The 21,276-nt window shown below is 72.9% G+C and carries 21 protein-coding genes; 6 read left to right on the top strand and 15 right to left on the bottom strand.

The window, feature by feature from the left end; all coding sequences use genetic code 11:
• The first annotated feature begins 274 nt into the window (after positions 1 to 274).
• Positions 275 to 898 (top strand): DUF1707 SHOCT-like domain-containing protein, encoded by a 624-nt coding sequence (locus tag BLV02_RS16010; RefSeq protein WP_069111708.1) that lies wholly within the window; start codon positions 275 to 277, stop codon positions 896 to 898.
• A 66-nt stretch (positions 899 to 964) separates the two neighbouring features.
• On the opposite strand, the gene BLV02_RS16005 is transcribed toward BLV02_RS16010, so the two are convergent.
• From BLV02_RS16005 to BLV02_RS15995, 3 genes are read right to left on the bottom strand one after another with little or no spacing between them, the layout of a single operon-like run.
• Complete coding sequence (locus tag BLV02_RS16005) at positions 965 to 1,429, bottom strand: SRPBCC family protein (protein WP_069111709.1); 465 nt, start codon at positions 1,427 to 1,429, stop codon at positions 965 to 967.
• Entirely contained in the window at positions 1,426 to 1,914 is a 489-nt protein-coding gene (locus tag BLV02_RS16000; protein WP_069111710.1) for an SRPBCC domain-containing protein, read from the bottom strand. Before BLV02_RS16000 ends, BLV02_RS16005 begins: the two co-directional genes overlap by 4 nt.
• Positions 1,898 to 2,245 (bottom strand): ArsR/SmtB family transcription factor, encoded by a 348-nt coding sequence (locus BLV02_RS15995; protein ID WP_069111711.1) that lies wholly within the window; start codon positions 2,243 to 2,245, stop codon positions 1,898 to 1,900. The genes BLV02_RS16000 and BLV02_RS15995 overlap by 17 nt, the downstream gene beginning before the upstream one ends.
• Before the next feature lie 141 nt (positions 2,246 to 2,386).
• Between BLV02_RS15995 and BLV02_RS15990 the strand changes: the two genes are divergently transcribed.
• Positions 2,387 to 3,049: a class I SAM-dependent methyltransferase gene (locus BLV02_RS15990; RefSeq protein ID WP_069111712.1), complete on the top strand. Its 663-nt coding sequence runs from the start codon at positions 2,387 to 2,389 to the stop codon at positions 3,047 to 3,049.
• Between the two features lie 9 nt (positions 3,050 to 3,058).
• Here the strand turns inward: BLV02_RS15990 and BLV02_RS15985 are convergent, their stop codons facing one another.
• The 3 genes from BLV02_RS15985 to BLV02_RS15975 form a co-directional block, all read right to left on the bottom strand.
• Positions 3,059 to 3,619, bottom strand: a complete 561-nt coding sequence (locus BLV02_RS15985) for a GNAT family N-acetyltransferase (RefSeq protein ID WP_069111713.1) — start codon at positions 3,617 to 3,619, stop codon at positions 3,059 to 3,061.
• Between the two features lie 477 nt (positions 3,620 to 4,096).
• On the bottom strand, positions 4,097 to 5,353 hold the full coding sequence (locus BLV02_RS15980) for an NAD(P)/FAD-dependent oxidoreductase (protein WP_069111959.1): 1,257 nt from the start codon (positions 5,351 to 5,353) through the stop codon (positions 4,097 to 4,099).
• Entirely contained in the window at positions 5,343 to 6,200 is an 858-nt protein-coding gene (locus BLV02_RS15975) for a phytanoyl-CoA dioxygenase family protein (RefSeq protein WP_069111714.1), read from the bottom strand. Before BLV02_RS15975 ends, BLV02_RS15980 begins: the two co-directional genes overlap by 11 nt.
• Before the next feature lie 151 nt (positions 6,201 to 6,351).
• Here BLV02_RS15975 and BLV02_RS15970 point away from each other — a divergent pair, with 151 nt between their 5' ends.
• The gene (locus BLV02_RS15970; protein WP_074946373.1) at positions 6,352 to 7,203 is read left to right on the top strand and encodes a helix-turn-helix transcriptional regulator; all 852 of its coding nucleotides are present in this window, start codon (positions 6,352 to 6,354) and stop codon (positions 7,201 to 7,203) included.
• Between the two features lie 12 nt (positions 7,204 to 7,215).
• Here BLV02_RS15970 and BLV02_RS15965 read toward each other — a convergent pair whose 3' ends face one another.
• The 9 genes from BLV02_RS15965 to BLV02_RS15925 all read right to left on the bottom strand — a co-directional run bounded on the left by BLV02_RS15965 (position 7,216) and on the right by BLV02_RS15925 (position 17,191).
• Positions 7,216 to 8,001 carry an alpha/beta fold hydrolase gene (locus tag BLV02_RS15965; protein WP_216094240.1) on the bottom strand — a complete coding sequence of 262 codons (786 nt, stop codon included), beginning with the start codon at positions 7,999 to 8,001 and terminating at the stop codon, positions 7,216 to 7,218.
• Positions 8,002 to 8,023: 22 nt separating this feature from the next.
• Complete coding sequence (locus BLV02_RS15960; RefSeq protein ID WP_069111716.1) at positions 8,024 to 8,566, bottom strand: dihydrofolate reductase family protein; 543 nt, start codon at positions 8,564 to 8,566, stop codon at positions 8,024 to 8,026.
• Positions 8,567 to 8,622: 56 nt separating this feature from the next.
• Positions 8,623 to 9,312, bottom strand: coding sequence for a helix-turn-helix domain-containing protein (locus tag BLV02_RS15955; protein ID WP_069111717.1), 690 nt, complete (start codon positions 9,310 to 9,312; stop codon positions 8,623 to 8,625).
• A 73-nt stretch (positions 9,313 to 9,385) separates the two neighbouring features.
• Entirely contained in the window at positions 9,386 to 10,861 is a 1,476-nt protein-coding gene (locus tag BLV02_RS15950) for a glycoside hydrolase family 3 N-terminal domain-containing protein (RefSeq protein ID WP_069111718.1), read from the bottom strand.
• Positions 10,858 to 11,844, bottom strand: a complete 987-nt coding sequence (locus tag BLV02_RS15945; protein ID WP_069111719.1) for a Gfo/Idh/MocA family protein — start codon at positions 11,842 to 11,844, stop codon at positions 10,858 to 10,860. Before BLV02_RS15945 ends, BLV02_RS15950 begins: the two co-directional genes overlap by 4 nt.
• Positions 11,841 to 13,691 carry a dipeptide ABC transporter ATP-binding protein gene (locus tag BLV02_RS15940; RefSeq protein ID WP_069111720.1) on the bottom strand — a complete coding sequence of 617 codons (1,851 nt, stop codon included), beginning with the start codon at positions 13,689 to 13,691 and terminating at the stop codon, positions 11,841 to 11,843. Before BLV02_RS15940 ends, BLV02_RS15945 begins: the two co-directional genes overlap by 4 nt.
• Positions 13,684 to 14,556 (bottom strand): ABC transporter permease, encoded by an 873-nt coding sequence (locus tag BLV02_RS15935; RefSeq protein WP_069111721.1) that lies wholly within the window; start codon positions 14,554 to 14,556, stop codon positions 13,684 to 13,686. Before BLV02_RS15935 ends, BLV02_RS15940 begins: the two co-directional genes overlap by 8 nt.
• Positions 14,553 to 15,506 (bottom strand): ABC transporter permease, encoded by a 954-nt coding sequence (locus BLV02_RS15930; protein ID WP_069111722.1) that lies wholly within the window; start codon positions 15,504 to 15,506, stop codon positions 14,553 to 14,555. The genes BLV02_RS15935 and BLV02_RS15930 overlap by 4 nt, the downstream gene beginning before the upstream one ends.
• A 2-nt stretch (positions 15,507 to 15,508) precedes the next feature.
• The gene (locus BLV02_RS15925) at positions 15,509 to 17,191 is read right to left on the bottom strand and encodes an ABC transporter substrate-binding protein (protein ID WP_069111723.1); all 1,683 of its coding nucleotides are present in this window, start codon (positions 17,189 to 17,191) and stop codon (positions 15,509 to 15,511) included.
• 235 nt (positions 17,192 to 17,426) lie between these two features.
• Between BLV02_RS15925 and BLV02_RS15920 the strand changes: the two genes are divergently transcribed.
• The 3 genes from BLV02_RS15920 to BLV02_RS15910 all read left to right on the top strand — a co-directional run bounded on the left by BLV02_RS15920 (position 17,427) and on the right by BLV02_RS15910 (position 21,238).
• Positions 17,427 to 18,431 (top strand): zinc-dependent alcohol dehydrogenase, encoded by a 1,005-nt coding sequence (locus BLV02_RS15920; protein ID WP_069111724.1) that lies wholly within the window; start codon positions 17,427 to 17,429, stop codon positions 18,429 to 18,431.
• A 91-nt stretch (positions 18,432 to 18,522) separates the two neighbouring features.
• Positions 18,523 to 19,293, top strand: a complete 771-nt coding sequence (locus tag BLV02_RS15915; protein ID WP_083288681.1) for a GntR family transcriptional regulator — start codon at positions 18,523 to 18,525, stop codon at positions 19,291 to 19,293.
• A 1,351-nt stretch (positions 19,294 to 20,644) separates the two neighbouring features.
• Positions 20,645 to 21,238, top strand: a complete 594-nt coding sequence (locus BLV02_RS15910; RefSeq protein WP_069111726.1) for a dihydrofolate reductase family protein — start codon at positions 20,645 to 20,647, stop codon at positions 21,236 to 21,238.
• Positions 21,239 to 21,276 lie beyond the last annotated feature (38 nt).

Below are 21,276 nucleotides of genomic sequence, written 5' to 3'. Positions count from 1 at the left end.
CGTGTCCGAGTGGCTGGTGGGGGCGCGGTTCCCGGTCTGACTGTGGGACGTGTCCGAGGCGCCGGCGGGGGCACGGCTCCCGGTCTGACTGTGGGACGTGTCCGAGGCGCCGGCGGGGGCACGGCTCCCGGTCTGACTGGGGAGGCGTCCGAGGCGCCGGCTGGGGCACGGCTCCCGGTCTGACTGGGGAGGCGTCCGAGGCGCCGGCTGGGGCACGGCTCCCCGTCTGAGCCGCGGAGGTCCGCGCGCGGCCGCCTGCGTAGAGTTCTGCGTCATGGGCGACGACGTGGCACGGCGCGAGGAGCGGGCGCTGGAACGGGTGTCCGACGCCGACCGGGAGCGGGCCGCCGAGTTCGTCCGCACGGCCCTCGGCGACGGTCGCATCGGGCTCGAGGAGATCGACGAGCGGCTCGGCGCGGTCCTGGGGGCACGCACCCGTGGCGATCTCGAGGCGGCGCTGGTGCACCTGCCCGGCGCCGACGCCGTCCTGGCCGCGGCCGAGCCCGTTTCTGCGACGAGGCCTGCCGGTGAGCCCGTCACGATCACCGGGACGCACGCCCGCATGCAGCGCTCCGGTCGGTGGGATGTGCCGACGCACCTCGTCGTCACGCTGGTGCACTCGTCGCTGGTGCTCGACCTGACCGAGGTGGTCCTGCCCGGGCCGCAGCTGCTGATCGACGCCGACCTCACGCACAGCCGGCTCCGGCTGATCGTCCCGGACGACGTCCGGGTCGAGGCCACCGACCTGGATGAGCACGGCTCGAAGCTGCGTTTCGAACCGGCCCGGAACGATATCCCGGCCCGCGCTGTCGTCCGGGTGACCGGCCGGCTGCAGTGGAGCCGGGTCACCGCAGTCGCGCCCGGACGGCGCCGGCGCCGGCTGCGGCGCAGGGCCTGACTCTCCGCAGAGCCCGGACGCCTCACCGGGCCCGGACAGCGCCGGCTGCGGCGCAGAGCCCGCCGCTCACAGCACGGCGGCGAGCTTGGCCAGCGTCTGCTCCAGCCCGAGCCGTGACCCGGCCACGACGCCGGCGTCCGCGTAGCCGCGCTCGGTGACGGTGAGCTCCGTCCCGCCGTCCGACGTCTCCAGTGTCAGCTCGTGCGGCACGCCGGCCTCGGGGATGCCGTCGGGCAGCCCGAGCGACGACGGCGGGACCGGCCGGCCGGATGCGTCGGAGAAGCGCAGGACGTACTCGAGCCGGTGCGGCCGCTCGACCACCCCGTACGTCCAGGTGGTGTACAGCTCGACGCCGCCGGGGGAGCGCATGGCGACCAGCGAGACGCCGCCCGGGCGCACGTCCATGCGCGCGACCGGTGCGGTGAAACCGTCCGGGCCCCACCAGCGCCTCACCAGGTCCGGCTCGGTCAGGGCGGCCCACACCCGGGCGGGCGGCGCGTCGTACCGGCGGGTGACGGTGAGGTCCATCATCGCGTCGCCCCGAGGAGCTGGTCGAGCAGGTCGTGCGACTCGCGGATGCCGGTCTCCATGCCTGTCGGGATCCAGCCGTCGCGGTCGGCCACCGACTGGAACAGCGCGACGTTGAGGTAGCGGGTGCCGCCGTCGCCGTCGGGCTCGAAGGTGTCGGTGACGAGCTGCAGGTGTCCCGGCCCGCCCATCTCGAACTGCAGCGTCGACACGATCAGCGAGCCGGGGACGACGTCGTGGTAGACGCCGCGGAAGGTGTACGGCGTCGAGGGGCCCTCGCGGTGCCGGGTGACGAACCGCCAGCTGCCGCCGCGGCGCACGTCCATCTCCTCGACGGTGGTGTCGAACCGGCGCGAGCCCCACCAGCGCGGGATCAGCGCCGGGTCGGTCATCGCGGCGAAGACGGCGTCGGGCGGCGCGGCGAAGCCCCTGGTGACGACGATGTCCTGCCGTCCTGGCTCGAAGAGCACCTCAGTCGTGCGTGGCATCGTCCTGCCTCCCTCGGATCCGGTCGATCTCCTGCTCGAGGCGGCCCAGGGAGTCTTCCCAGACCGCGCGGTACTGCTCGATCCAGCCGCTCGCGCGCTCCAGCGGCGCGGCCTCCAGCCGGCAGGGACGCCACTGGCCCTGCCGGGTGCGGCTGATCAGCCCGGCCCGCTCCAGCACCTTGAGATGCTTGGAGACCGCCTGGGCACTGATGTCGAACGGCCGGCCGAGCTCGGTGACGGGCGCCGGCCCTTCGGCCAGCCGGGCGAGGATGGCGCGCCGGGTCGGGTCGGCGAGCGCGCCGAAGACCAGGCTCAGGCCGTCGTCGTCCATCCGTCCTCCGATACGCAACCGATTGGTTGATAAGCCGATTGGTTGAGTATCGGCCTGCGGTGGCCGACGTGTCAACCGGCCGACCTTGTCGGTGGCGGCGGCGATGATGGGCCGACCAGACGCACGAACCGGGAGCCGCCCATGCCGCACGACACCTCACCCATCCAGGAGTTCTGGAACACCGCCGCCGCTGAGTTCGACGCCGAGAACGACCACGGGCTGCGCGACCCGGTGACGCGCACGGCGTGGGCGCGCCGGCTGGCGTCCTGGGCGCCGTCCGCGCCGGGCGACCCGCTCGACGCGCTCGACGCCGGGTGCGGCACGGGGTCGCTGTCGCTGCTGCTGGCGGAGCTGGGGCATCGGGTCACCGGGGTCGACCTCGCACCGGCCATGGTGCGGCTGGCCGAGGCGAAGCTCGCCGCGGCCGGGCTGCCGGGCCGGTTCCTGACCGGCGACGCTGGCCGCCCGCCGCTGGGGGACCAGGCCTTCGACGTCGTGCTGGCCCGGCACGTCGTGTGGACGCTGCCCGACCCGGCCGCGGCGCTGCGCGACTGGACCGGCCGGCTGCGCCCAGGCGGCACGCTCATCCTCGTCGAGGGCCGGTGGGCGGCGGCCGGCCCCGTGACCGCCTACGTCGACGGTGCCGAGCCACTGCCGTGGGACGGCGGCGTGCGCGCGGCCGACCTCGTCGACGCGGTGCGCCCGCTGGTCGCCGAGCTGCGGGTCGAGGACCTCACCGGCGAGCCCGAGCTGTGGGGCCGCGCCGTCGACGACGAGCGGTACGCGCTGGTCGCGACGGTGTGACGCGGCCGGTCAGGGGCGGTCGACGAACTCGGCAGCGAGGAGGTCCATGAGCAGGCCGTCGTGCCAGGTGCCGTCCGGGCCGCGCTCGTACTGGCGCATCACGCCCACCGGCCGGAAGCCGACTTTCGCGTAGCAGGCGATGGCCACGGCGTTGTCGGCCGCCGGGTCGATGACGAGGCGGTGGTAGCCGTGGTCGCGGATCAGGTGGCGGGCGAGGGTACGGACGGCGTCGGTGCCGAGGCCGCGGCCGTGGTGCGCCGGGTCGACGTAGATGTCGATGCCGGCGTGCCGGTACTGCGGGTCCTGCTCGGCCGACCACTGCACGGCGCCGACCACCTCGCCGCGGGGTGCCGGGCTGGCGGTCGCCGCGCCGCTGGTGGGTGGGCCGCCGACCTCGATGACGTACAGGTGGAGGTCGTCGTCGGTGAGGTCGGCGGCGAGCTCGGCGGGAAGGTCGTCGCCGCCCCAGCGGTGGTGTACCTCGGGCGTCGACCGGATGGCCACCAACCGCTCGACGTCGGCGGGCGCGGCGGGGCGCAGCGTGACCAGCGCGCCCCGGAGCAGCGTCATGCCGGGACCATACCGTCGCCGGAAACCTGCGGGCCAACGCATTTCGCCGGCCGGCCGGCGTGACATCACCCCGCCGGCCGGAGGCCCAAACGCCAGCCGGGCGGGGGTCGCGACGCCCGGCTGGGCGGGAGTCGCAACACCGGGCCGGTGGGCCGCACCCGGCCGGGCGGGAGTTACAGCACCCGGCTGGGCGGGGTTACAGGAGCCGGCTGGGCGGGGGTCACGACAACTAGCCGGGTGTGGGTCGCAGCACCCGGCTGGGCGGGGTCGCAACACCGGGCCGGGCGGGGTCACGACACCAAGCGGGCGGGGTCACGACACCAAGCGGGCGGGGATCGCAGCACTCGGCTGGGCGGGGTCGCAACACCGGGCCGGGCGGGAGTTACAGCAGCCGGCCGGGCGGGGGTCACGACACCAAGCGGGCGGGGGTCGCAGTACTCGGCTGGGTGGGGATCGCGGCACCTGGCCGCCCGGGAGTTACACCAGGGTGTCCTGATGGACGGCGGACATCGGCTGGTCGCTGAGGTCGTGGCGCAGCGCGTCCGCCGGCCGTTCGGGGTCGACGGGGCGGCGCGAGCGGATCAGCTCCTCGGCCGGGGCGAGGTCGTCGTCCCAGAGGTTGACCTGCATGGCGGCCACCACCCGGCGCCCGGTCAGCCAGAACGCCTGGAACTCCGGGCCCGCGACGTCGCCGTGCAGGACGAGCTGGTCGTAGCCGGAGACACGGCCGGTGAACTGGACGCCGACGCCGTACTGGTCGGTGAACCGCGACGGCAGCCGGTCGTAGGCCGTCGCCCGTCCGAGCATCGCCGCCGCCGCGACCGGCGCGCTGTGCATGGCGTTCGCCCAGTGCTCGATCCGCAGCGGCGCGCCATAGAAGGGACTCGCCGGACGTGCGACGTCGCCGGCGGCGTAGACGTGCGGGTCGGCGGTGCGCAGCGACTCGTCGACGAGGATGCCGTCGCGGCAGCTGAGGCCGGCCCGTTCGGCCAGCTCCACCCGCGGCGAGACGCCGAGGGCGACGACGACCGCGTCGGCCGGCAGCTCGGCGCCGTCGTCGGTGCGCACGGACGTGACCCGGCCGTCGCCGCGGAACGCGACCGCCGACCGGCCCAGCCGCAGGTCGACGCTGTGACTGAGGTGCAGCCCGGCGAAGAACGCACCCAGCTCCGGCCCCACCTCGTCCTGCAGCAGCACCGGCCGCGACTCGAGCACGGTGACGTCGCAGCCGTGCTCGCGGGCCGCGGCCGCCGTCTCCAGCCCGGCCCACCCGCCGCCGACCACGACGATCCGGCCGCCGCCCTGCAGCACCGACGCCAGCCGGCCGGAGTCCTCGACCCAGCGCAGGTGGTGCACGCCGTCGAGGTCGGCGCCCGGCACCGCGAGCCGTCGCGGCGCCGCGCCGGTGGCCAGCAGCAGCGTCGTGTAGTCGACGCGGTCGCCGTCGTCCAGCAGCACCGAGCGGGCGACCCGGTCCAGCGCCGTCACGCGCCGGCCGAGCAGCACCTCGATGTCGCCGTCGGCGAACCAGCGCCCGTCGCGCCGCCGGACCGCCGCCCGGCCGTTCATGCCGAGCTGCGCGCCGGCGGCCAGCGCGGGCCGCGCGGACGTGCCGGCGTTGTCGTCGCCGATCAGCACGATCCGCTCGTCGCAGCCCTGCGCGCGCAGCGCCTGGGCCGCTCGAGCGCCGACCAGGCCGGCGCCGACGATGACGTGGGCAGGTTCACTGCGCATGCGCACCTCCCCGCGATGGAGGAGTGCCGTCGTACAGGACGGGGTTGCGCGGGGTGTCCGGCACCCGCCCGACCTCGACGCCGGGCATCCAGACGCGGTCCTCCTCCTGGTGGTCGTTCACCGGCTCGGTGACGCGGACGTCGGCGTCCAGGTAGATGACGGTCATGACGCGGCGCGGGACGGTGCCGCGGTTGGCGCCCGCGTGGTGGAACGTCCACCCGCGGTGGAAGCTGGCGTCGCCCAGCGCGTACGGCTCGACGACGTCCTCGAACCGCTGCTCGGCGAGCAGCTCCTGCATCCGCGCCTCGGACTCGTCACTGATCGGGAGGTCGCGGCCGTAGGAGAGGTTGTGGCTGCCGCGGGCGAACGCCAGCGGCCCCATCTCGAGCGGGGTCTCCTGCAGCGGCAGCCAGATCGTGCACACGCGGTCGTTGGACAACGGCCAGTAGAACTGGTCGGCGTGCCAGGGCGTGATGCCGCCGCTGGGCTCCTTGTAGAGCGCCTGGTCGTGGTACAGGCGGACGGCGTGTACGCCGAGCAGCCGCGCGGCGATGCCGGCGAGGCGCCTGGAGAAGACCAGATCGCGGACCGTCTCGTTGTGCTCCCAGAGGTTGGTGACCTGCAGGAACGCGCGCTCGTAGGTGTCGCGTTCGGCCAGCGGGAGGTGCTGGGTGTTCAGCCGGAGCACCTCGGACGTGACAGCCGGCTCGACGTGCGCGACGGCCGCGGGGGAGAGCACCCGGGAGAGGTGGGCGAAGCCGTCGCGGGCGAAGTCCGCGGCGGCGGTCTCCGGCAGCGGATACTGCCGGTCGAGCTCGGCACGGACGGCGTCGGCGGTGCTGCTCATGGGCCCTCAACTCCTCTGAGTGACGTCGGTCACGGACCGGAAGTGCCTCAGAGTCTCGCAGTCGCGGGCTGACCCCAGCCACCTGCCGCTTGCCCAAAACCAGTACTCAGTTGCCCCGTCAAGATCGGCTGGACGGCGCTACAGTCGGGCTGTGAACCCGCGTCACGAACGTCCCGGAATCCCGTATGGGACCACGTTCAGCACCTTTGTCCTGCATGAAGAGTCGTTCGACTTCAGCTGGCACTACCATCAGGCGTACGAGCTGGCGTTGATCACTCAGGGGCGTGGCACCCGCTATGTGGGTACCACCGTCGAGCCGTTGCGGACGGGCGATCTGCTGGTGCTGGGGCCGGACCTGCCGCACACCTTCACGTCGGCGCAGGACCCGGACCATCCGGCCGAGGCCGCCTGCGCACAGTTCCCCGCGGACTTCCTCGGCCCGGACTTCTTCGCGCTGCCGCAGTTCGACCAGATCGCGACGCTGCTGGACGCGTCCGTCCACGGCATCGTCTACAGCCCGGCGCCGCCGCCGGTGCGCGACATCCTGGCGACCTTGATGGACCAGCCGGCCGCGCTGCAGACGGCCCGGCTGCTGGAGGCGTTGCACCTGCTCGCGGTCGCGCCGGGCGGCGTGCCGATCACCGGCCCCGGCTACATCTCCGCGCCCGACCCCGCGGTCCGCGAGCGGGTCGACAAGGTGTGCCGGCACCTCGAGCAGGTGCACACGCGGCACGTCGAGCTGACCGAGGTGGCCGGCCTGGTGCACATGGCGCCGACGTCGTTCAGCCGGTTCTTCCGGCGCGCGATGGGCCGGACGCTGACGGAGTACCTGAACCAGTTGCGGGTCGAGACGGCCTGCCGGCTGCTGACCAACACCAACGCGCCGGTCATCGAGATCGCGGCGAGCAGCGGCTACGTGAACCTGTCGAACTTCAACCGCCGCTTCCGCGAGCTCAAGGGCATGTCGCCGCGCGACTACCGCCAGGCGCAGCTGCGGCCCTGACGGCGCGGGCGGTCACCGCCGCAGGAACGCGGTCACCATCGGCAGCACCAGGTCGGGCCGAATGACCCGCATGTGCGTCGTCCCCGGCAGGATGGCCAGCTGCGCGTCCGGCACCAGCTGCTTCATCTCGACGGCGTGCTCGAGGCGGACGAAGTCGGTGTCGCCGACGATGATCAGGACCGGCATGGTGAGCCGGGCCAGTTCGTCGTCGGTCCACCCCTCGAAGTCGTGCACCGCCGGCTGGACCTGGCCCACGGACCGGAAGAAGTCCTCGGTGGACGGCGCCGCCTCCTCGTAGGCGCCGACCATGGCCGCCGACTCCTCCTCGGTCGGCATCCGCGGCGAGTCCAGGTCGAGCTCGGTGATCTCGGGGTAGTAGGCCTCGGACCGCGTCGCCCGGAAGTGCGAGGCCGCCACCACGAGCCGGCCGACCCGGTCCGGTGCCACGACGGCGACGTCGGCGGAGACCAGCCCGCCCAGGCTGTAGCCGAGGAAGTCGGCCTGGTCGATGCCGAGCTGGTCGAGCAGCGCGATCACGTCCTCGGCGCACTGCCGGATGGAGAACGGCCGGTCGCCGAGGGCCGTGTGCCCGTGCCCCTGCAGCTCGATCCCGATCACCTTGCGCTCGGCGGTCAGCGCCGGCAGCAACGCGTCGAAGCTCAGGTGGAACGTGAGCATGCCGCCGTGCAGCATGACCAGCGGCGGACCGGGCCTGTCGGCGCCGAGGATCTCGTAGTAGAGGTCGATGCCGTTCACCGAGGCGTGTGCGGCCTGCGTCATGTCGTTTCCTTCGTCCATCCGTCGATGATCGGCCACGTCGCTACCGGCCCGGTGCGTAGGCCAGCACCACCGTGCCGTTGCCGAGCTCGGTGACCCCCGTCAGCTCCATGGCGGTGGTGCCCAGGCCGGCCAGCAGCGACTCGCCGGACCCGGCGACGAACGGGGAGATGCTCAGGTGCAGCTCGTCGAGCAGACCGGCCTCGACCAGCGCCCGGCTGAACGGGCCGTTGCCGTACTTCACCAGGGTGCCGTCGCCGGCCTCCTTGAGCCGCGCGACCGCGTCGACCGCGTTGCCCGACAGCACCTCGGCGTTCCAGGTGGTCTCGGTGAGCGTGGTGGAGGCGACGTACTTGGGCAGCGCGTTGATCGTGTCGGCGACGTCGCCGGTGCGGGCCGGCCAGGCCTGGGCGAAGCCCTCGTAGGTCGCCCGGCCGAGCACGAGGCCGACTGCCGAGGACAGCAACTGGAGCTGGTAGGCGAAGTGACGGTCGTTGGGGACGACCTCCGACTGCCCGGCCCACCAGGCGTCGCCGGACATCCGCCCGTCGATCGAGAGGTGATCGTATTCGATCAGTTTCCGCATCCCCGGAGTGAATCATCCGGCCGATCGGTCCGTCTTGTATCGAACCGAAGCCGGGATCACAACGCCAGGAACGGAATGCCGGACCTCAACTCGCTCGGTGCGTGGCCGGTCGCCCGGCGCATCGCCCGGGTGAGGTGCGGATGGTCGTAGTAGCCGCAGGCGGTGACGACGTCGGCGATCGACCTGCCCGCCATGAGGAGCTGTGCGGCGTGGCGGGCCTGCTCGATGCTGACGACCTTGCGGTGCGAGAGGCCGACGGCCCGGCGGAACCGGAGCTGCGCTACGCGCTCCGACATTCCGCGGGGCCGTTCCCCGTGCCGGATGTCGGCGACGAGAGGGTCGAAGAGCAGCAGCCCCGCACGCACCAGCCGGCTGACGAAGACGTCGACGTTCTGCACGGTGGGCAGCTCCCACTCGCGGTTGTCCAGCAGGAACCGGTGGCCGGACAGGACCGGCAACAGCGCGTCCCGATGATCGGTCAGGCCGGCGGGCGGGTGCAGCGGCAGGTACGCGCCGAGCCGCAGCTCGACGCCGAAGTACTCCGAACCCTCCTCGCACGTCATCGACGTGCCCACGGTCTCGGGGCCGTGCACGTGCACGGTCACCTGGCCGCCGCGCCGCGCGAACGAGATCAGCGAGGAGGTCTTGACCGCCGAGGCGAACCCGGTGGCGGCGTGGCAGCTCGCCGACCACACCCGCTGCACCAGCGGGAGTTCGCCGGCGACAGCGGTGAAGGTCAGCCCCACGCCGCGCCATCCTAGACCCGGCCGGCCGGCATCGGCGGGGCCGCACCGCCTCCGGCGCGGCCCCGCCGCCGGATCACGCGGCCGGGCTGCCGGCCAGCAGGTCCGCAGCCGCCGCCAGCAGGCCGCGGCCGATGCCGCGGGTGCGGATCGACGCCGGGGGATGGGCGGGGCTCGGCCAGCCGGTGTCGACGGTGACGACGCGGGTGCGCGCGGCCGCGGCCCGCAGCACCTCCCGCTGCCACGGGTACCACTGCGGGTCCCGGGTGACGACGACGGCGAACAGGCCCGACGTGCGCAGCTCGTCGACGGCGGCCGCGGCGGTGGCGTCGTCGGTCACCCGCAGCAGCGTGACCTCCGCTCCGCGCGCCCGTAGCGGCTCGGCCAGCGACCAGTCGAGGTCGCCGGTCGGGATGCTGTTCGGGCTGTGGCACTCGACGACCAGCAGCTTGCCCTCGGTCGCGACGTCGCCGTGCAGCTCGAGGCTGCGTGTGGCGGCCGACGCGGCCAGCGGGTGGTCGCCCGCACCGGTCCCGTCCGGGACGACGACGGCGAGCGCGGCGGTGCGCGCGGCGGCGTCGCGCAGTCGTTCGAGGTCGAGCCGGCCGTCGGCGACGGCGGCGTAGACGGCGCCCGGCAGCGCCGCCAGTACCTCGACGTGCTCGTCGAAGCCGAGCTCGATCGCGTCGGTGCCGGCGATCAGCGCCTGGACCGTCCCCTCGACGATGCCGAGGCCGCCGGCCAGCGGGCCCATCTCCATGGCGTCGCTGACGACGGTGCCGGTGAACCCGAGCCGCTCGCGCAGCAGCGTCCGGGCCAGCGCGGGGCTGATGGTGGCGAACCGGTCCGGGTCGACGGACGGCACGAACAGGTGCCCCGTCATCACCGCGCGGGTCCCGGCCTCGATCCCGGCGCGGAACGGCGGCAGCTCGTGCCGGTCGAGGTGGTCGAGGTCGGAGTCGATCACCGGCAGGTCGTGGTGGGAGTCCATGCCGGTGTTGCCGTGCCCGGGGAAGTGCTTCACGACCGCGGCGACGCCGGCCCGCTGCAGCCCGCGGACCGCGGCCTCGACGTGCCGCGCGACCAGCGCGCTGTCCGAGCCGAACGAGCGCAGCCCGACCACCGGGTTGTCCGGGTTGGTGTTGACGTCGGCGACCGGGCCGAGGTCGGCGGTCAGCCCGCACCGGGCCAGCCGCTCGCCGAGGCTCGCGTACACCTGCTCGGTCGTCTCGATGTCGTCGAGGTGGCCGAGCGCGGCCTGGCCGGGGCCGGAGCCCTCGGTCCAGGGCAGGCGGACGACGTCGCCGCCCTCCTCGTCGGCGGCGATGACGATCGGCCGGCCGGCCGCGGTGCGCAGCCGGTCGGTCAGCGCGCGGGTGGCCGCGTCGTCGCCGGTGATGTTGTTCTCGAACAGCACGACGCCGCCGAGCCCGTCGGCGAGCAGGTGCTCGATGCGGGCCGGTGGCACCGGCCCGGTCCAGCTGGCCAGGATGCAGCCGAGCGCCAGCCGGTGGATCTCCGCCTCGTCGAGCCTGGTGTTCGCAGCGGTCATGGATGTCCCTTCGTCTCAGGTGCGGCGGCCCGGATCGCGTCGACGAGCGCCAGCGTTCCGGCGGCGTCCTCGCCGAGCCGGTGCCGGGCCGCGACGGTGCCGGAGAGCGCCGCGTGGATGTGGGCGAGCTGGTCGGTGAACAGCGGCCGGTCGCTGCCCCAGTGCTCGACCCGGGTGCCCTCGCCGACCAGGTCGAGCTCGAGGGTGTCCTCGGGGCCGGTGGCGTAGGGAGCGGCGATGCGCAGCTCGCCGAGGTCGCCGACGATCCGGGCCGCCGGCGCGTACTCCTGCGTGTAGCTGGTCTCGAAGTGCAGCCGCGCGCCGGTCGCGAAGTCGACGACCGCCGTGGTGGCGAGGTCGACGCCCGACGGCGCCAGTCGCTGGTCCGCGCTGACGACGGTGAACTCGTCGCCGAGCAGCAGCCGGGTCAGCCGCAGGGGGTAGACGCCGAGGTCGAACAGCGCGCCGCCGCCGAGGGCGGCGTCGCCGCGGATGGTTCCGGCGGTGTCCAGCTCCGAGTGGTAGGCCCCGTGCACCTCCCGGACGGTGCCGATGGCGCCGGTCCGGACGAGCTCGAGCACCCGCCGGGTCTGCGGGTGGAACAGGAACGCGAACGCCTCCCAGGCCGGCGCGGCGGCGCGCTGCGCCTCGGCGGCGACGGCACGGGCCTGCGGCAGGTCGGTGGCGAACGGCTTCTCGCACAGCACCGCCTTGCCGGCCCGCAGCGCCGCCGTCGTCCACTCGGCGTGCAGGGCGTTCGGCAGCGCGACGTAGACCGCGTCGACGCCGGGGTCGTCGACCGCCTGCTGGTAGCCGCCGGTGTGCCGGGCGACGCCGTGGCGGGCGGCGAACTCCGCGGCCCGCCGCTCGTCGCGCGAGGCGACCAGCTCGGCCCGGCCGCCGCCCTCGGCGAGCAGGCTGGGCAGGAACTCGCCGGCCGCGATCTGGGCGGTCCCGAGGACGGCCCACCGCACGGCCGTCACGACAGCCACTCCGCGTCGCCGGTCGGCACGGCGCCGACGAGGCGGGCCGTGTACGGGTGCGACGGCTGGTCCAGCACGGCGTCCGTGCGGCCGGACTCGACGATCTTCCCGCGTTCGAGCACCACCAGGTCGTCGGTCATCTGCCGCACGACCGCGAGGTCGTGGGTGATGAACAACAACTGGGTCCCCGACTCGCTGACCTCACGCAACACCTGCAACACCTGTCCTTGGACGGAGACGTCGAGCGCCGCGACGGGTTCGTCGCAGAGCAGCACCTTCGGTGCGATGGCCAGCGAGCGCGCGATGGCGACCCGCTGCCGCTGGCCGCCGGAGAGCGCGACCGGCTTGCGGCTCGCGTACCGCGCCGCCAGCCCGACCCGTTCCAGCAGCTCCTCGACCGACGGCGCCGGCCCGGCCTCGGGGGAGCGGCGGCTCAGGGCCTCGCGCAGGATGAACCCGACCGAGTGCGACCGGTTGAGCGAGGAGTAGGGGTCCTGGAAGACGCACTGCAGCTGCCCGCGCACCCGGCGCAGCTGCTCGCGGCCGAGCGACTGGTACCGGCTGACGTCGGTGCCGAGCAGCTCGATGGTGCCCTCGGTCGGCTCCTCGAGGCCCAGCAGGCAGCGCGCGAGCGTCGTCTTGCCGGACCCGGACTCGCCGACGATGCCGAGGTTGCGGCCGCTGCCGAGGGTGAAGTCGATGCCGTCGACGGCCCACGCCGACCGGTCGCGCTGGTAGCTCTTGCGCAGGCCGGCGACCCGCAGCACGGTCTCGCCGGCGGGGGGCTCCGGCACGGCGGACGGCTCCCAGGCGGCGTGCAGCTCGGCCAGCAGCTCGCCGGCGATCTCCTCGCGTCGCCGGCACGCGCTCGCGTGCTCGTCGGTGACGGCGAGCAGCGGCGGCCGGGCGGTCGTGCACTCCGGCGTCGCCCAGGAGCAGCGGTCGGCGAACGCGCACTGGTGGATGACGGTCTCCGGCGCGGGCACCTGGCCGGGGATGCCGTCGAGCTGGTCGCGGCGGTAGCCGGTCGGCGGCTCGGCCCGGATCAGGCCGACGGTGTAGGGGTGGGCGGGGGCGGCCAGGAAGTCGCCCGGCCGGGCCCGCTCCACCACGCCGCCGGCGTACATGACGTAGACGCGGTCGCTGATCGAGAACGCCACCCGCAGGTCGTGGGTGATCATCAGCACGCCCATGCCGCGTGCCTGCTGCACCGAGCGCAGCAGCCGCAGCACGTCGCGCTGCGTGGTGGCGTCCAGCGCGGTGGTCGGCTCGTCGGCGATCAGCAGCGCCGGGTCCTTGGCCAGCGCGCAGGCCAGCGCGACCCGCTGGCGCATGCCGCCGGACAGCTCGAACGGGTACTTGTCGCCGACCGAGGCGTCGGTGATGCCCACCTCGGCCAGCCGCCGGGCCACCTCGTCGGCGGCCTCGGCGCCGCTGATGCGCCGTCCGGACGAGCGCAGCGTCTCGATCAGGTGGGTGCGGGTGCGGATCAGCGGATTGAGGATGGTGAACGGGTCCTGCAGCAGCATCGCCACCCCGCCGCCGCGGACGGCCCGGACCGCCTCCTCGTCCATGCGGTTGAGGTCCTCGCCCTGGAAGCGCACCTCGCCGCTGACGTGCAGGCCGGTCGGGACGAGCCTGATCGCGGCCCGGGCGGACAGCGACTTGCCCGCACCCGACTCGCCGACCAGGGCGATGGTCTCGCCCCGGCGCAGCTCCAGGTCCAGGCCGGTGACCAGCGGCGGGCCGCCGGGCCAGCGGGTGATGACGAGGTCCTGGACGGCCAGCAGCGGCGGTCCGGACTGCTGGTCGCCGGGGGCCGGCGCGGTCGTCGTGGGGTCAGTCACGTTTGGTCGACTCCTCGCTGACGCGGTCGTAGATCCAGTCGCCGAGCAGCATCACCGCGGCCGCCGTGGCCATGATCAGCAGAGCGGGCGCGAGCGCCGCGTTCGGGTTCTCCGCCAGCAGCGTCCGGTTGTCGGCCAGCATGCGGCCCCACTCCGGCGAGCCGGCCTCGGCGCCGAGGCCCAGGAAGGACAGCGACGACAGCGTGATCAGGCCGTAGACGAACTCCAGCAGCGCGATCGCCACCGCCGTCGGCATGACGTTGGGCAGGATGTGCACCGTCATGATCCGCCAGCGCGACAGCCCGAGCGTCTGACCGGCCTCGATGTAGGGGAGGTGCCGCTCGGACAGCACCGCGGCCCGCACCACGCGGGTGTCGGCCGGGACGGAGAGCAGCACCAGCACCGCGACGGCGAGGTAGTAGCCGCCGCCGAGCACGCCGATCACGACGATCGACACGAGGATCGCCGGCACCGCGTACATGAGGTCGCCGACGCGCAGCACGACCGCCTCGACGACGCCGCCGCGGTAGCCGGCGATGATGCCGAAGACGAGGCTGATCACCGTGGCGGAGACCGCGATGATGAGCGGGCCGATGACGGCGTCGCGGGCGCCGGCCATCACCCGGGAGAGAATGTCGCGGCCGAGGTGGTCGGTGCCGAGCAGATGGTCGGCCGTCGGCCCGATGACGCCGGTCTGCAGCGACTGCGCGGCCGGGTCGTGCGGCGCCAGCAGCGGCCCGAAGACGGCCAGGCCGACCACCAGCACGGCGAAGATCGCGGCCAGCAGCACGCTGACCGGCATCCGCCGGCGACGGCGTTCCGTCCTGGTGCTGCCGATGGCGTCCTGTCCGGCGATGGCGCTCATCCGGTGACCTCCTTGCGCAGCCGCGGGTCGATGGCCAGGTTGACGAGGTCGACGCCGAGGTTGACCAGCGTCACGGTGATGGCGGCGAACGCCACCAGCCCCTGCACCACCGGGATGTCCTTGCTCTGCACCGCCTGCAGCATGAGCGAGCCGACACCCTCCCGGGAGAACGTCACCTCCACCAGGACGGCGCCGCCGAGGGTGTAGGCGAGCAGCAGGCCGGTCGCCGTCACGATCGGCAGGCTGCTGTTCAGCAGCGCGTACCGACGCCAGATCAGCGTCCGGCCCAGCCCGCGCGACCGCGCGAACGTCACGTAGTCCTGGTCGTAGACGCGCAGCGCGGCGGCCCGGGTCTGCCGGGTCACGTAGGCGATCTGGGTGACCGCCAGCGCGAAGGCCGGCAGCACCAGGTGGTGCAGGTGGCCGGTGAACCCGGTGCCGTTGCCGAACACCGGGAACCACTCCAGCGAGACGCCGAACACGTAGAGCAGCAGGACGCCGACGGCGAACGTCGGCGCGCTGCTGCCCAGCAGCGTGAGCATGCTGACCAGCCGGTCGCCGCTGGTGTTGCGCTTGGCCGCGGCGTACATGCCGGCCGGCACCGCGACGACGATCGTCAGCACCAGGCCGGCCACCGCCAGCGCCAGCGTCGGCCCGGCCCGGTCGGCGAGGACGGTCGTCACCGACTGGTCGGTGACGATCGACTCGCCGAAGTTCAGCCGGAACGCGTCCAGCAGCCACTGGCCGTACTGCACCAGGAACGGGTCGTCGAGGTTGTACTTCTCCCGGATGGTGCCGATGATCTCCGGGGTCGACGGCCGGCCCCCGAGCAGCACCTGCTCGGGGGAGCCGGGACTGATGTAGAGCAGGCAGAACACGAAGAACGACGCGATGACCAGCAGCAGCAGGCCGACGCCGAGCCGTCGCAGGATGTACCAGGCGATACTCAAGATCAGGACTCCGCGATCCGGATGCGGGACGCCCAGTTGGCGAACGTCCAGATGCTGAAGTCGCCGTCGATGGTGTACTCGCGGTTCAGCGCCACCGGGAACGGCAGGAACGCGATGCCGACGTAAGCCGCGTCGTCCGCCGCCATGCGCACCAGCTCGGCGCCCGCCTCGACCCGCGCCTGCAGGTCGGGGTCGGTCTCCTGGATCGCCATCAGCTCCTCCGACGCGTCGCTGTGGAAGTTGGCGAAGTTGAACGCGTTCGGCACGGCCTGGCTCTCGGCCATCATGTAGAAGGTGTACGTGAACGGGTCCGGGTAGGTCGGGCCGAAGTAGAACAGCTGCATCCCCAGGTCCTCGTGCCGGTACAGCTCGGCGAAGTACTGGGTGTCGGGCATGCTCTGGTAGGTCAGCTCGATGTTCAGCTCACGCAGGTTCTGCTGGACGGTGGCGAGGATGTCCTGGTCGACGGTCTGCGACGCCTGGAACGGCAGCTCGATGGTCAGGCCGCCGTCGGGGTACGCCGACTGCGCCAGCTCCTCCTTGGCCTTGTCCATGTCGAACTCGTAGGCCGGCACCGAGTCGTACCAGTCGGCGAGCTGCTGCTCGTCGAAGAAGATCTCGAAGATCTCCGGCGGGACCACCCCGCGGGCCGGCTCGGCGTGCCCGTTGAACACCGAGTTCGCGATGCCCTCGCGGTCGATCGCGTAGGCGATGGCGCGGCGCAGGTGGACGTCGTCGAACGGCGGCGCGGTGACGTCGAAGCTGAAGATCTTGGTGTTGCCGCCGGGGCCGTAGCCGATGCGCACGTTCGGGATCTGGTCCCACAGCCGGGCCTGCTCCAGCGGGACGTCCCAGGTGGCGTCGATGGCGCCGGACTCCAGCGCCAGCCGGCGCGACTCGGGGTCGGGGACGACGGAGAACACCAGCTCCTCGACGGCCGGCTGCTCGCCCCAGTAGTGCTCGTTGCGGACCAGCGCGGCGCCGGTGGCGGGGGAGTACTCGCTGGGCAGGTACGGCCCGGTGCCGATCGGGATCACGCCCGGTGTGCCCAGGTTCTCGGCGTTCTCGACGGCGAACTGCTGCTGGATGACCGTCGTCGCGATGGCGCTGGCGTAGCGCCAGTACGGGTCGGGGCGGCTGAGCGTGACGGTGATCTCGTTCGGGCCGGTGGCGGTGACGTCCTGGAAGGCCGTGTAGTAGACGCCGTACGGGCTGGCGACGGCCGGGTCGACGTTGCGCTTCAGGGAGAAGATCACGTCGTCGACGGTGACCGGCGAGCCGTCCCAGAACTTCAGGCCCTCGCGCAGATGGTAGACGTAGGTGGTGTCCGAGGTCTGCTCCCAGGACTCCGCCAGGCCGGGCACCAGCTCGCCCTTGTCGTTCCAGGTGAGCAGGCAGTCGTAGGAGTTGACGACGATGACGCTGGTGGTCGCCAGCAGCGGGTCGTAGCGGCCCTGGCCGGCGGCGATACCGACGGTGAACGACGAGATGTCGCCGTCCGCCGCGGCCGGGAAGTCGGCCGAGAGCTCGTTGCCGCTGCTGCCGCCGGCATCGTCGCCGCCGCCGTCGTCCGACGGGCTCTTCCCGGCGCAGGCGCCGGCGAGGGCGACGGCGAGCAGCGGGACGAGACAGCGGAACAGCCGGGTACGGGTCGAGCGGGTCGAGCGCGTCGCCGTGCGAGTCATGACGCCTCCGTCTGGATATGGGCGCGGTCCACCAGGGACCAGCGTGGCTGCTGAAGGCCGCGGATGGGCGGTAGCCGAGTGGCCCAGTCCACACGTAAGGTGGCCTAGTCCACTCACCAAAATTGCAGAGCGCGAGGGGACTGTCAAGATGTGGGAGAAAAGTGGACTAGGCCACTTTGTGGTACGGTTCCGGCCATCCGATCCGCTCACCCGACCTTCATGAGAGGCAGCGCCGATGTCCCCTCACCACCTTTCGAGCCGCGGCCAGCGCGTCGTCTTCCCCGGTCCGGGCAAGGTCGAGCTGGAGCCGTTCGACCTCCCGGGCATCGCGGCGGGGCAGGTGCGCCTGCGCACGGAGTACTCGCTGATCAGCACCGGCACCGAGACGACCGCGCTGAAGGGCTCGTTCGAGCCGGGCTCGCACTGGGACAACTACGTCCAGTACCCGTTCCTGCCCGGCTACACGGCCACCGCGGTGGTCGAGGAGGTCGGTGCCGACGTCACCGGCCTGGTGCCGGGCGACCGGATCATGGCCCGCATCTCGCACGCCTCGCACGCCGTCGTCGACGCCGTCGAGTGCTTCCCGGTGCCCGACGACATCGCCTCCGACCTCGCGCCGTGGGCCACGCTCGCGCAGGTGGCCTACGTCGGCGCCGAGGCGGCCGAGCACCGGCTGCGTGACGGCGTGCTGGTGATCGGCGCCGGGCCGATCGGCCAGATGTCGGTGCGCTGGGCCGTCGCCGCCGGCGCCGAGTCCGTCATCGTCGCCGACATCGCGCCGCAGCGGCTCGAGCTCGCGCTGCGCGGCGGCGCCACGGCCGTCGTCGAGGGCGACCCGGGGGAGCGGGCCGACGAGATCCTCGCGGCCGGCTTCGGCGAGGCGCCGCGCGTCGTCATCGACACCACCGGGCGGCCGGACATGCTGCCGAAGGCGCTGGGGCTGGTCCGCGACCACGGGACGGTCGTGCTGCTCGGCGACCCGGGCGCGCCGTCGGAGCAGCACCTCACCAAGGACGTGATCACCCGCGGCCTGCAGATCCGGGGCGCGCACGGCCCGCTGCGGCTGGACGTCGAGGCCGAGACCTACCGCTCCTTCTTCGGGCTGATCACCACCGGCCGGATCTGCGCCGAGGGCCTGAACACGCACCACTTCGCACCCGAGGACTGCGCGGCGGCCTACCGGCTGGTGACCACCGAGCGGGGCACGACCATGGGCGTGATCTTCGACTGGGTCGGCTGATGCCGGTGCTGCCCCGGACACCGAACCGCCGCTAGATTGGTGCCGCCATGCATCTCCTCGCGGAACGTCAGACCACCGGCGGCGGCCGGCCATGAGCCGCGCCCGCTCCGAGCCGGTGGCCGGCCTGCTGCCCGAGAACCTCCCGGGCCGGGCCACGAAGGGCCGCGAGCTGCGCCGGCTGCTGGAAGAGCTGGTCAGCACGCTCGAACCGGGCTCGCTGCTGCCGTCGGAACGGGTGCTGGCCAGCCGCTTCGGCGTCGCCCGGCAGACCGTCCGCGGCGAGCTGGAGCGCATGAGCGGCGAGGGCCTGACGTACCGCGTGCAGGGCAGCGGCACGTTCGTCGCCGACCGCCGGGTCAGCGTCAGCCAGTCGGCGTCGGTGACGTCGTTCACCGAGGAGATGCGCCACCGCGGCATGCGGCCGGGGTCGCGGATGCTCACCAGCGCGCAGGCGCGGGCCAGCCGGTCCGTCGCCCAGCAGCTGGAGATCGCCGACGACGCCGCGACGGTGCAGATCGAGCGCGTCCGCACGGGCGACGACGTGCCGATGGCGGTCGAGCGGGCACACCTGCCGGCCGCCCGGTTCGCCGGCCTCGAGGAGGTCGACCTCACCGACGCGTCGCTGTACGAGGTGCTCGAGCGCGAGTGGGGCGTGCAACTGTGGGTGACGGAGCAGCGCATCGTCGCCGTCCTGCTCGACGAGCTGCACAGCCGGCTGCTGGAGCTCGCCACCGGCGAGCCGGCCCTGCGCGTCCACACCGTCGCCCGCGACGACGCCGGCCGCGTCGTCCACTACACCGAGGCGGTCTACCGCGGCGACCGCTACGAGGCGGTGCTGCGGCAGGAGCGCCGGCCCGGCTGAGTCCGGCGGCCTGCCGCCTTGCCGAGGTTCAGCCGCTCGTCGGCCGCCTTGCGCCAGTTCGCCGCTATGCGGCCGTTGGCCGTCCCCCTGCTGTCCATTCTCTTGGCCGCGGCACCGCGGCCCAAGAACGGGCAGCTATCAGGGGGACGGGGAAGTGCGGGCACATCCCGCCCGGTGAACGGTCCGCACCCGTGTTAGCCGCCGTTCTGTGTGGTGACCTGCCGTCGCTCAGGGTGACGACGAGTTGTGGACAGCTGGTCCGGGTTCTGAGGGTTGTCGGCGGCGTCACCGTGACGACCAGTGATGACCTCCATCTGTGATCGTCAACCTTTTGAGCTGCTATGACGACTGAAAGGGTGGATGGTTTCGGTCAGCTCCCGGGCGGTGGGGCCGGTCGTCGTCAGCAGCGTGTTGACCAGGGCGGCACATGGTGGCGCCGGTGCCAGCACGCGTCGGAGATCACCGCTTGTCGCCGCCCGGCAAGACCGGGACGGGCGACACGGCGACACCGTGACGACGCAGACGTCACCGTGCCGGTCACGCGACATCGCCGGTGATGGCCGGATCTTCATGATCGGTGACGCCGTCATCAGCACTTTCGGTGGCGGCTAACCCCGCACCGTTGGCCGTTCGCCGGTGCACCGTTGGCTGCCTGCCGTCCGGTGCCCGGTGCACCGTTGCCCGGGTTCGTGCCGACGGCGGTTGGCCGGTCTTCGATAACGGAAGTCGCGTATGGGGTGTCGTTGGTGGGCTGTTCGCGTGATGCTGGCTATCGAAGTCGGCTCCGGGTGCCGGTTGTCGGCTGCGGGTGGTTGTGGGTGGCACGGCACCGTTGGCTTCACTCGTCTGGCCGGCACTTCACCCGCCGTAGTGCCGGATGACGGTCCTCGGTGGCGGTTGTGCAGTCCTGGCGCGGGTGAGGTGCCGCCGCCGCGCGTGAACCCACCCCCGGCGACTGATCAACTCGATGGTGGGTGCCACGGTGGGCCGGAGCGACGGCCGGCGTGGCCGAGGCGGTGCCCAGCCTTCCCCCGTCCCCTGATAGGTGCCTGTTCTTGGCCGGGAGCGCGCGGGTCAGGCGGACCTTCGCCCGCGCGAAGCGCCAATTGGGTCCGCTTGAGGCGCGTGCTTCCGGCTAAGAGAATGGGCGCCAGGGGGACGGCCAACGTGGCAAATACGGCGAACGGTCGGCCAGCGAACGGAGCGCCGAGCACACCGCCCCCATCCAGTCCGCTAGTCGCTGTCGCGGTGACCGGCGACGCCATGGCCGGGGTGATGCTGGAGCGATGAGTTCCACGGCCCGGTGTGGTCTGATCTGCGACGGGCACGCGGACCCGAGCGGGAGGCTCTGATGGGTGTCGTCTTCTCCAGCTTCACCATGTCGCTCGACGGCTTCGTCGCGTACCCCGACGACTCCGTCGGCGCGCTGTTCGACTGGTTCACCAGCGGTGACGTCGAGGTGCGGCCGGCCGGTTACCCGATCACGTTCCGGATGTCGGAGGCCAGCGCCGCCTACTGGCACCAGAACGAGACCGAGGGCGTCTTCATCGCCGGGCGGCGGATCTTCGACCACGCCAACGGCTGGGGCGGCCGGCCGCCGAACGACTCGCCGACGTTCGTGGTGACGCACCGGCCGCCGCCGGAGAACTGGCCGCCGGTGCCGGACGCGCCGTTCACGTTCGTCGGCAGCGTCGAGGAGGCCCTGGAGGGCGCCCGCGCCATCGCCGGCGACAGGGACATCGGCGTCGCCGGCCCGAACATCGCGCAGCAGTGCATCGACCTCGGCGCGCTCGACGAGATCCGGGTCGACCTCGTCCCCATCCTCATGCGCGACGGCGTGCGCTACCTCGACCACCTGCGCCACGACCGGACGACGCTGGAGCTGCTGCAGGTGGTGCAGGGCGAGCAGGTCACCCACCTGCGCTACGGCGTCACGTACGGCTGATCGCGGCGCCGGCCGGGCCGGCGGCCGGCCCGCCGTCA

Source organism: Jiangella alba (assembly GCF_900106035.1).
Classification (GTDB): Bacteria; Actinomycetota; Actinomycetes; order Jiangellales; family Jiangellaceae; genus Jiangella; species Jiangella alba.
The sequence above is the reverse complement of the archived record's forward strand: the minus strand, read 5'-3'. Positions and strand labels throughout refer to the sequence as shown.

Bases quoted from the DNA above. Each gene is read 5' to 3' on its own strand.
- BLV02_RS15985 (WP_069111713.1), bottom strand. From the start codon at position 3,619: ATGACGCTGCTCCGGGGCGCGCTGGTCACGCTGCGCCCCGCCGCGCCC.
- BLV02_RS15920 (WP_069111724.1), top strand. From the start codon at position 17,427: ATGTCCCCTCACCACCTTTCGAGCCGCGGCCAGCGCGTCGTCTTCCCC.
- BLV02_RS15990 (WP_069111712.1), top strand. From the start codon at position 2,387: ATGCCGCACGACACCTCACCCATCCAGGAGTTCTGGAACACCGCCGCC.
- BLV02_RS16005 (WP_069111709.1), bottom strand. From the start codon at position 1,429: ATGATGGACCTCACCGTCACCCGCCGGTACGACGCGCCGCCCGCCCGG.
- BLV02_RS15975 (WP_069111714.1), bottom strand. From the start codon at position 6,200: ATGAGCAGCACCGCCGACGCCGTCCGTGCCGAGCTCGACCGGCAGTAT.
- BLV02_RS15980 (WP_069111959.1), bottom strand. From the start codon at position 5,353: ATGCGCAGTGAACCTGCCCACGTCATCGTCGGCGCCGGCCTGGTCGGC.
- BLV02_RS15960 (WP_069111716.1), bottom strand. From the start codon at position 8,566: ATGCGGAAACTGATCGAATACGATCACCTCTCGATCGACGGGCGGATG.
- BLV02_RS15995 (WP_069111711.1), bottom strand. From the start codon at position 2,245: ATGGACGACGACGGCCTGAGCCTGGTCTTCGGCGCGCTCGCCGACCCG.
- BLV02_RS15950 (WP_069111718.1), bottom strand. From the start codon at position 10,861: ATGACCGCTGCGAACACCAGGCTCGACGAGGCGGAGATCCACCGGCTG.
- BLV02_RS15935 (WP_069111721.1), bottom strand. From the start codon at position 14,556: ATGAGCGCCATCGCCGGACAGGACGCCATCGGCAGCACCAGGACGGAA.
- BLV02_RS15910 (WP_069111726.1), top strand. From the start codon at position 20,645: ATGGGTGTCGTCTTCTCCAGCTTCACCATGTCGCTCGACGGCTTCGTC.
- BLV02_RS15965 (WP_216094240.1), bottom strand. From the start codon at position 8,001: ATGGACGAAGGAAACGACATGACGCAGGCCGCACACGCCTCGGTGAAC.
- BLV02_RS15915 (WP_083288681.1), top strand. From the start codon at position 18,523: ATGAGCCGCGCCCGCTCCGAGCCGGTGGCCGGCCTGCTGCCCGAGAAC.
- BLV02_RS15925 (WP_069111723.1), bottom strand. From the start codon at position 17,191: ATGACTCGCACGGCGACGCGCTCGACCCGCTCGACCCGTACCCGGCTG.
- BLV02_RS16000 (WP_069111710.1), bottom strand. From the start codon at position 1,914: ATGCCACGCACGACTGAGGTGCTCTTCGAGCCAGGACGGCAGGACATC.
- BLV02_RS16010 (WP_069111708.1), top strand. From the start codon at position 275: ATGGGCGACGACGTGGCACGGCGCGAGGAGCGGGCGCTGGAACGGGTG.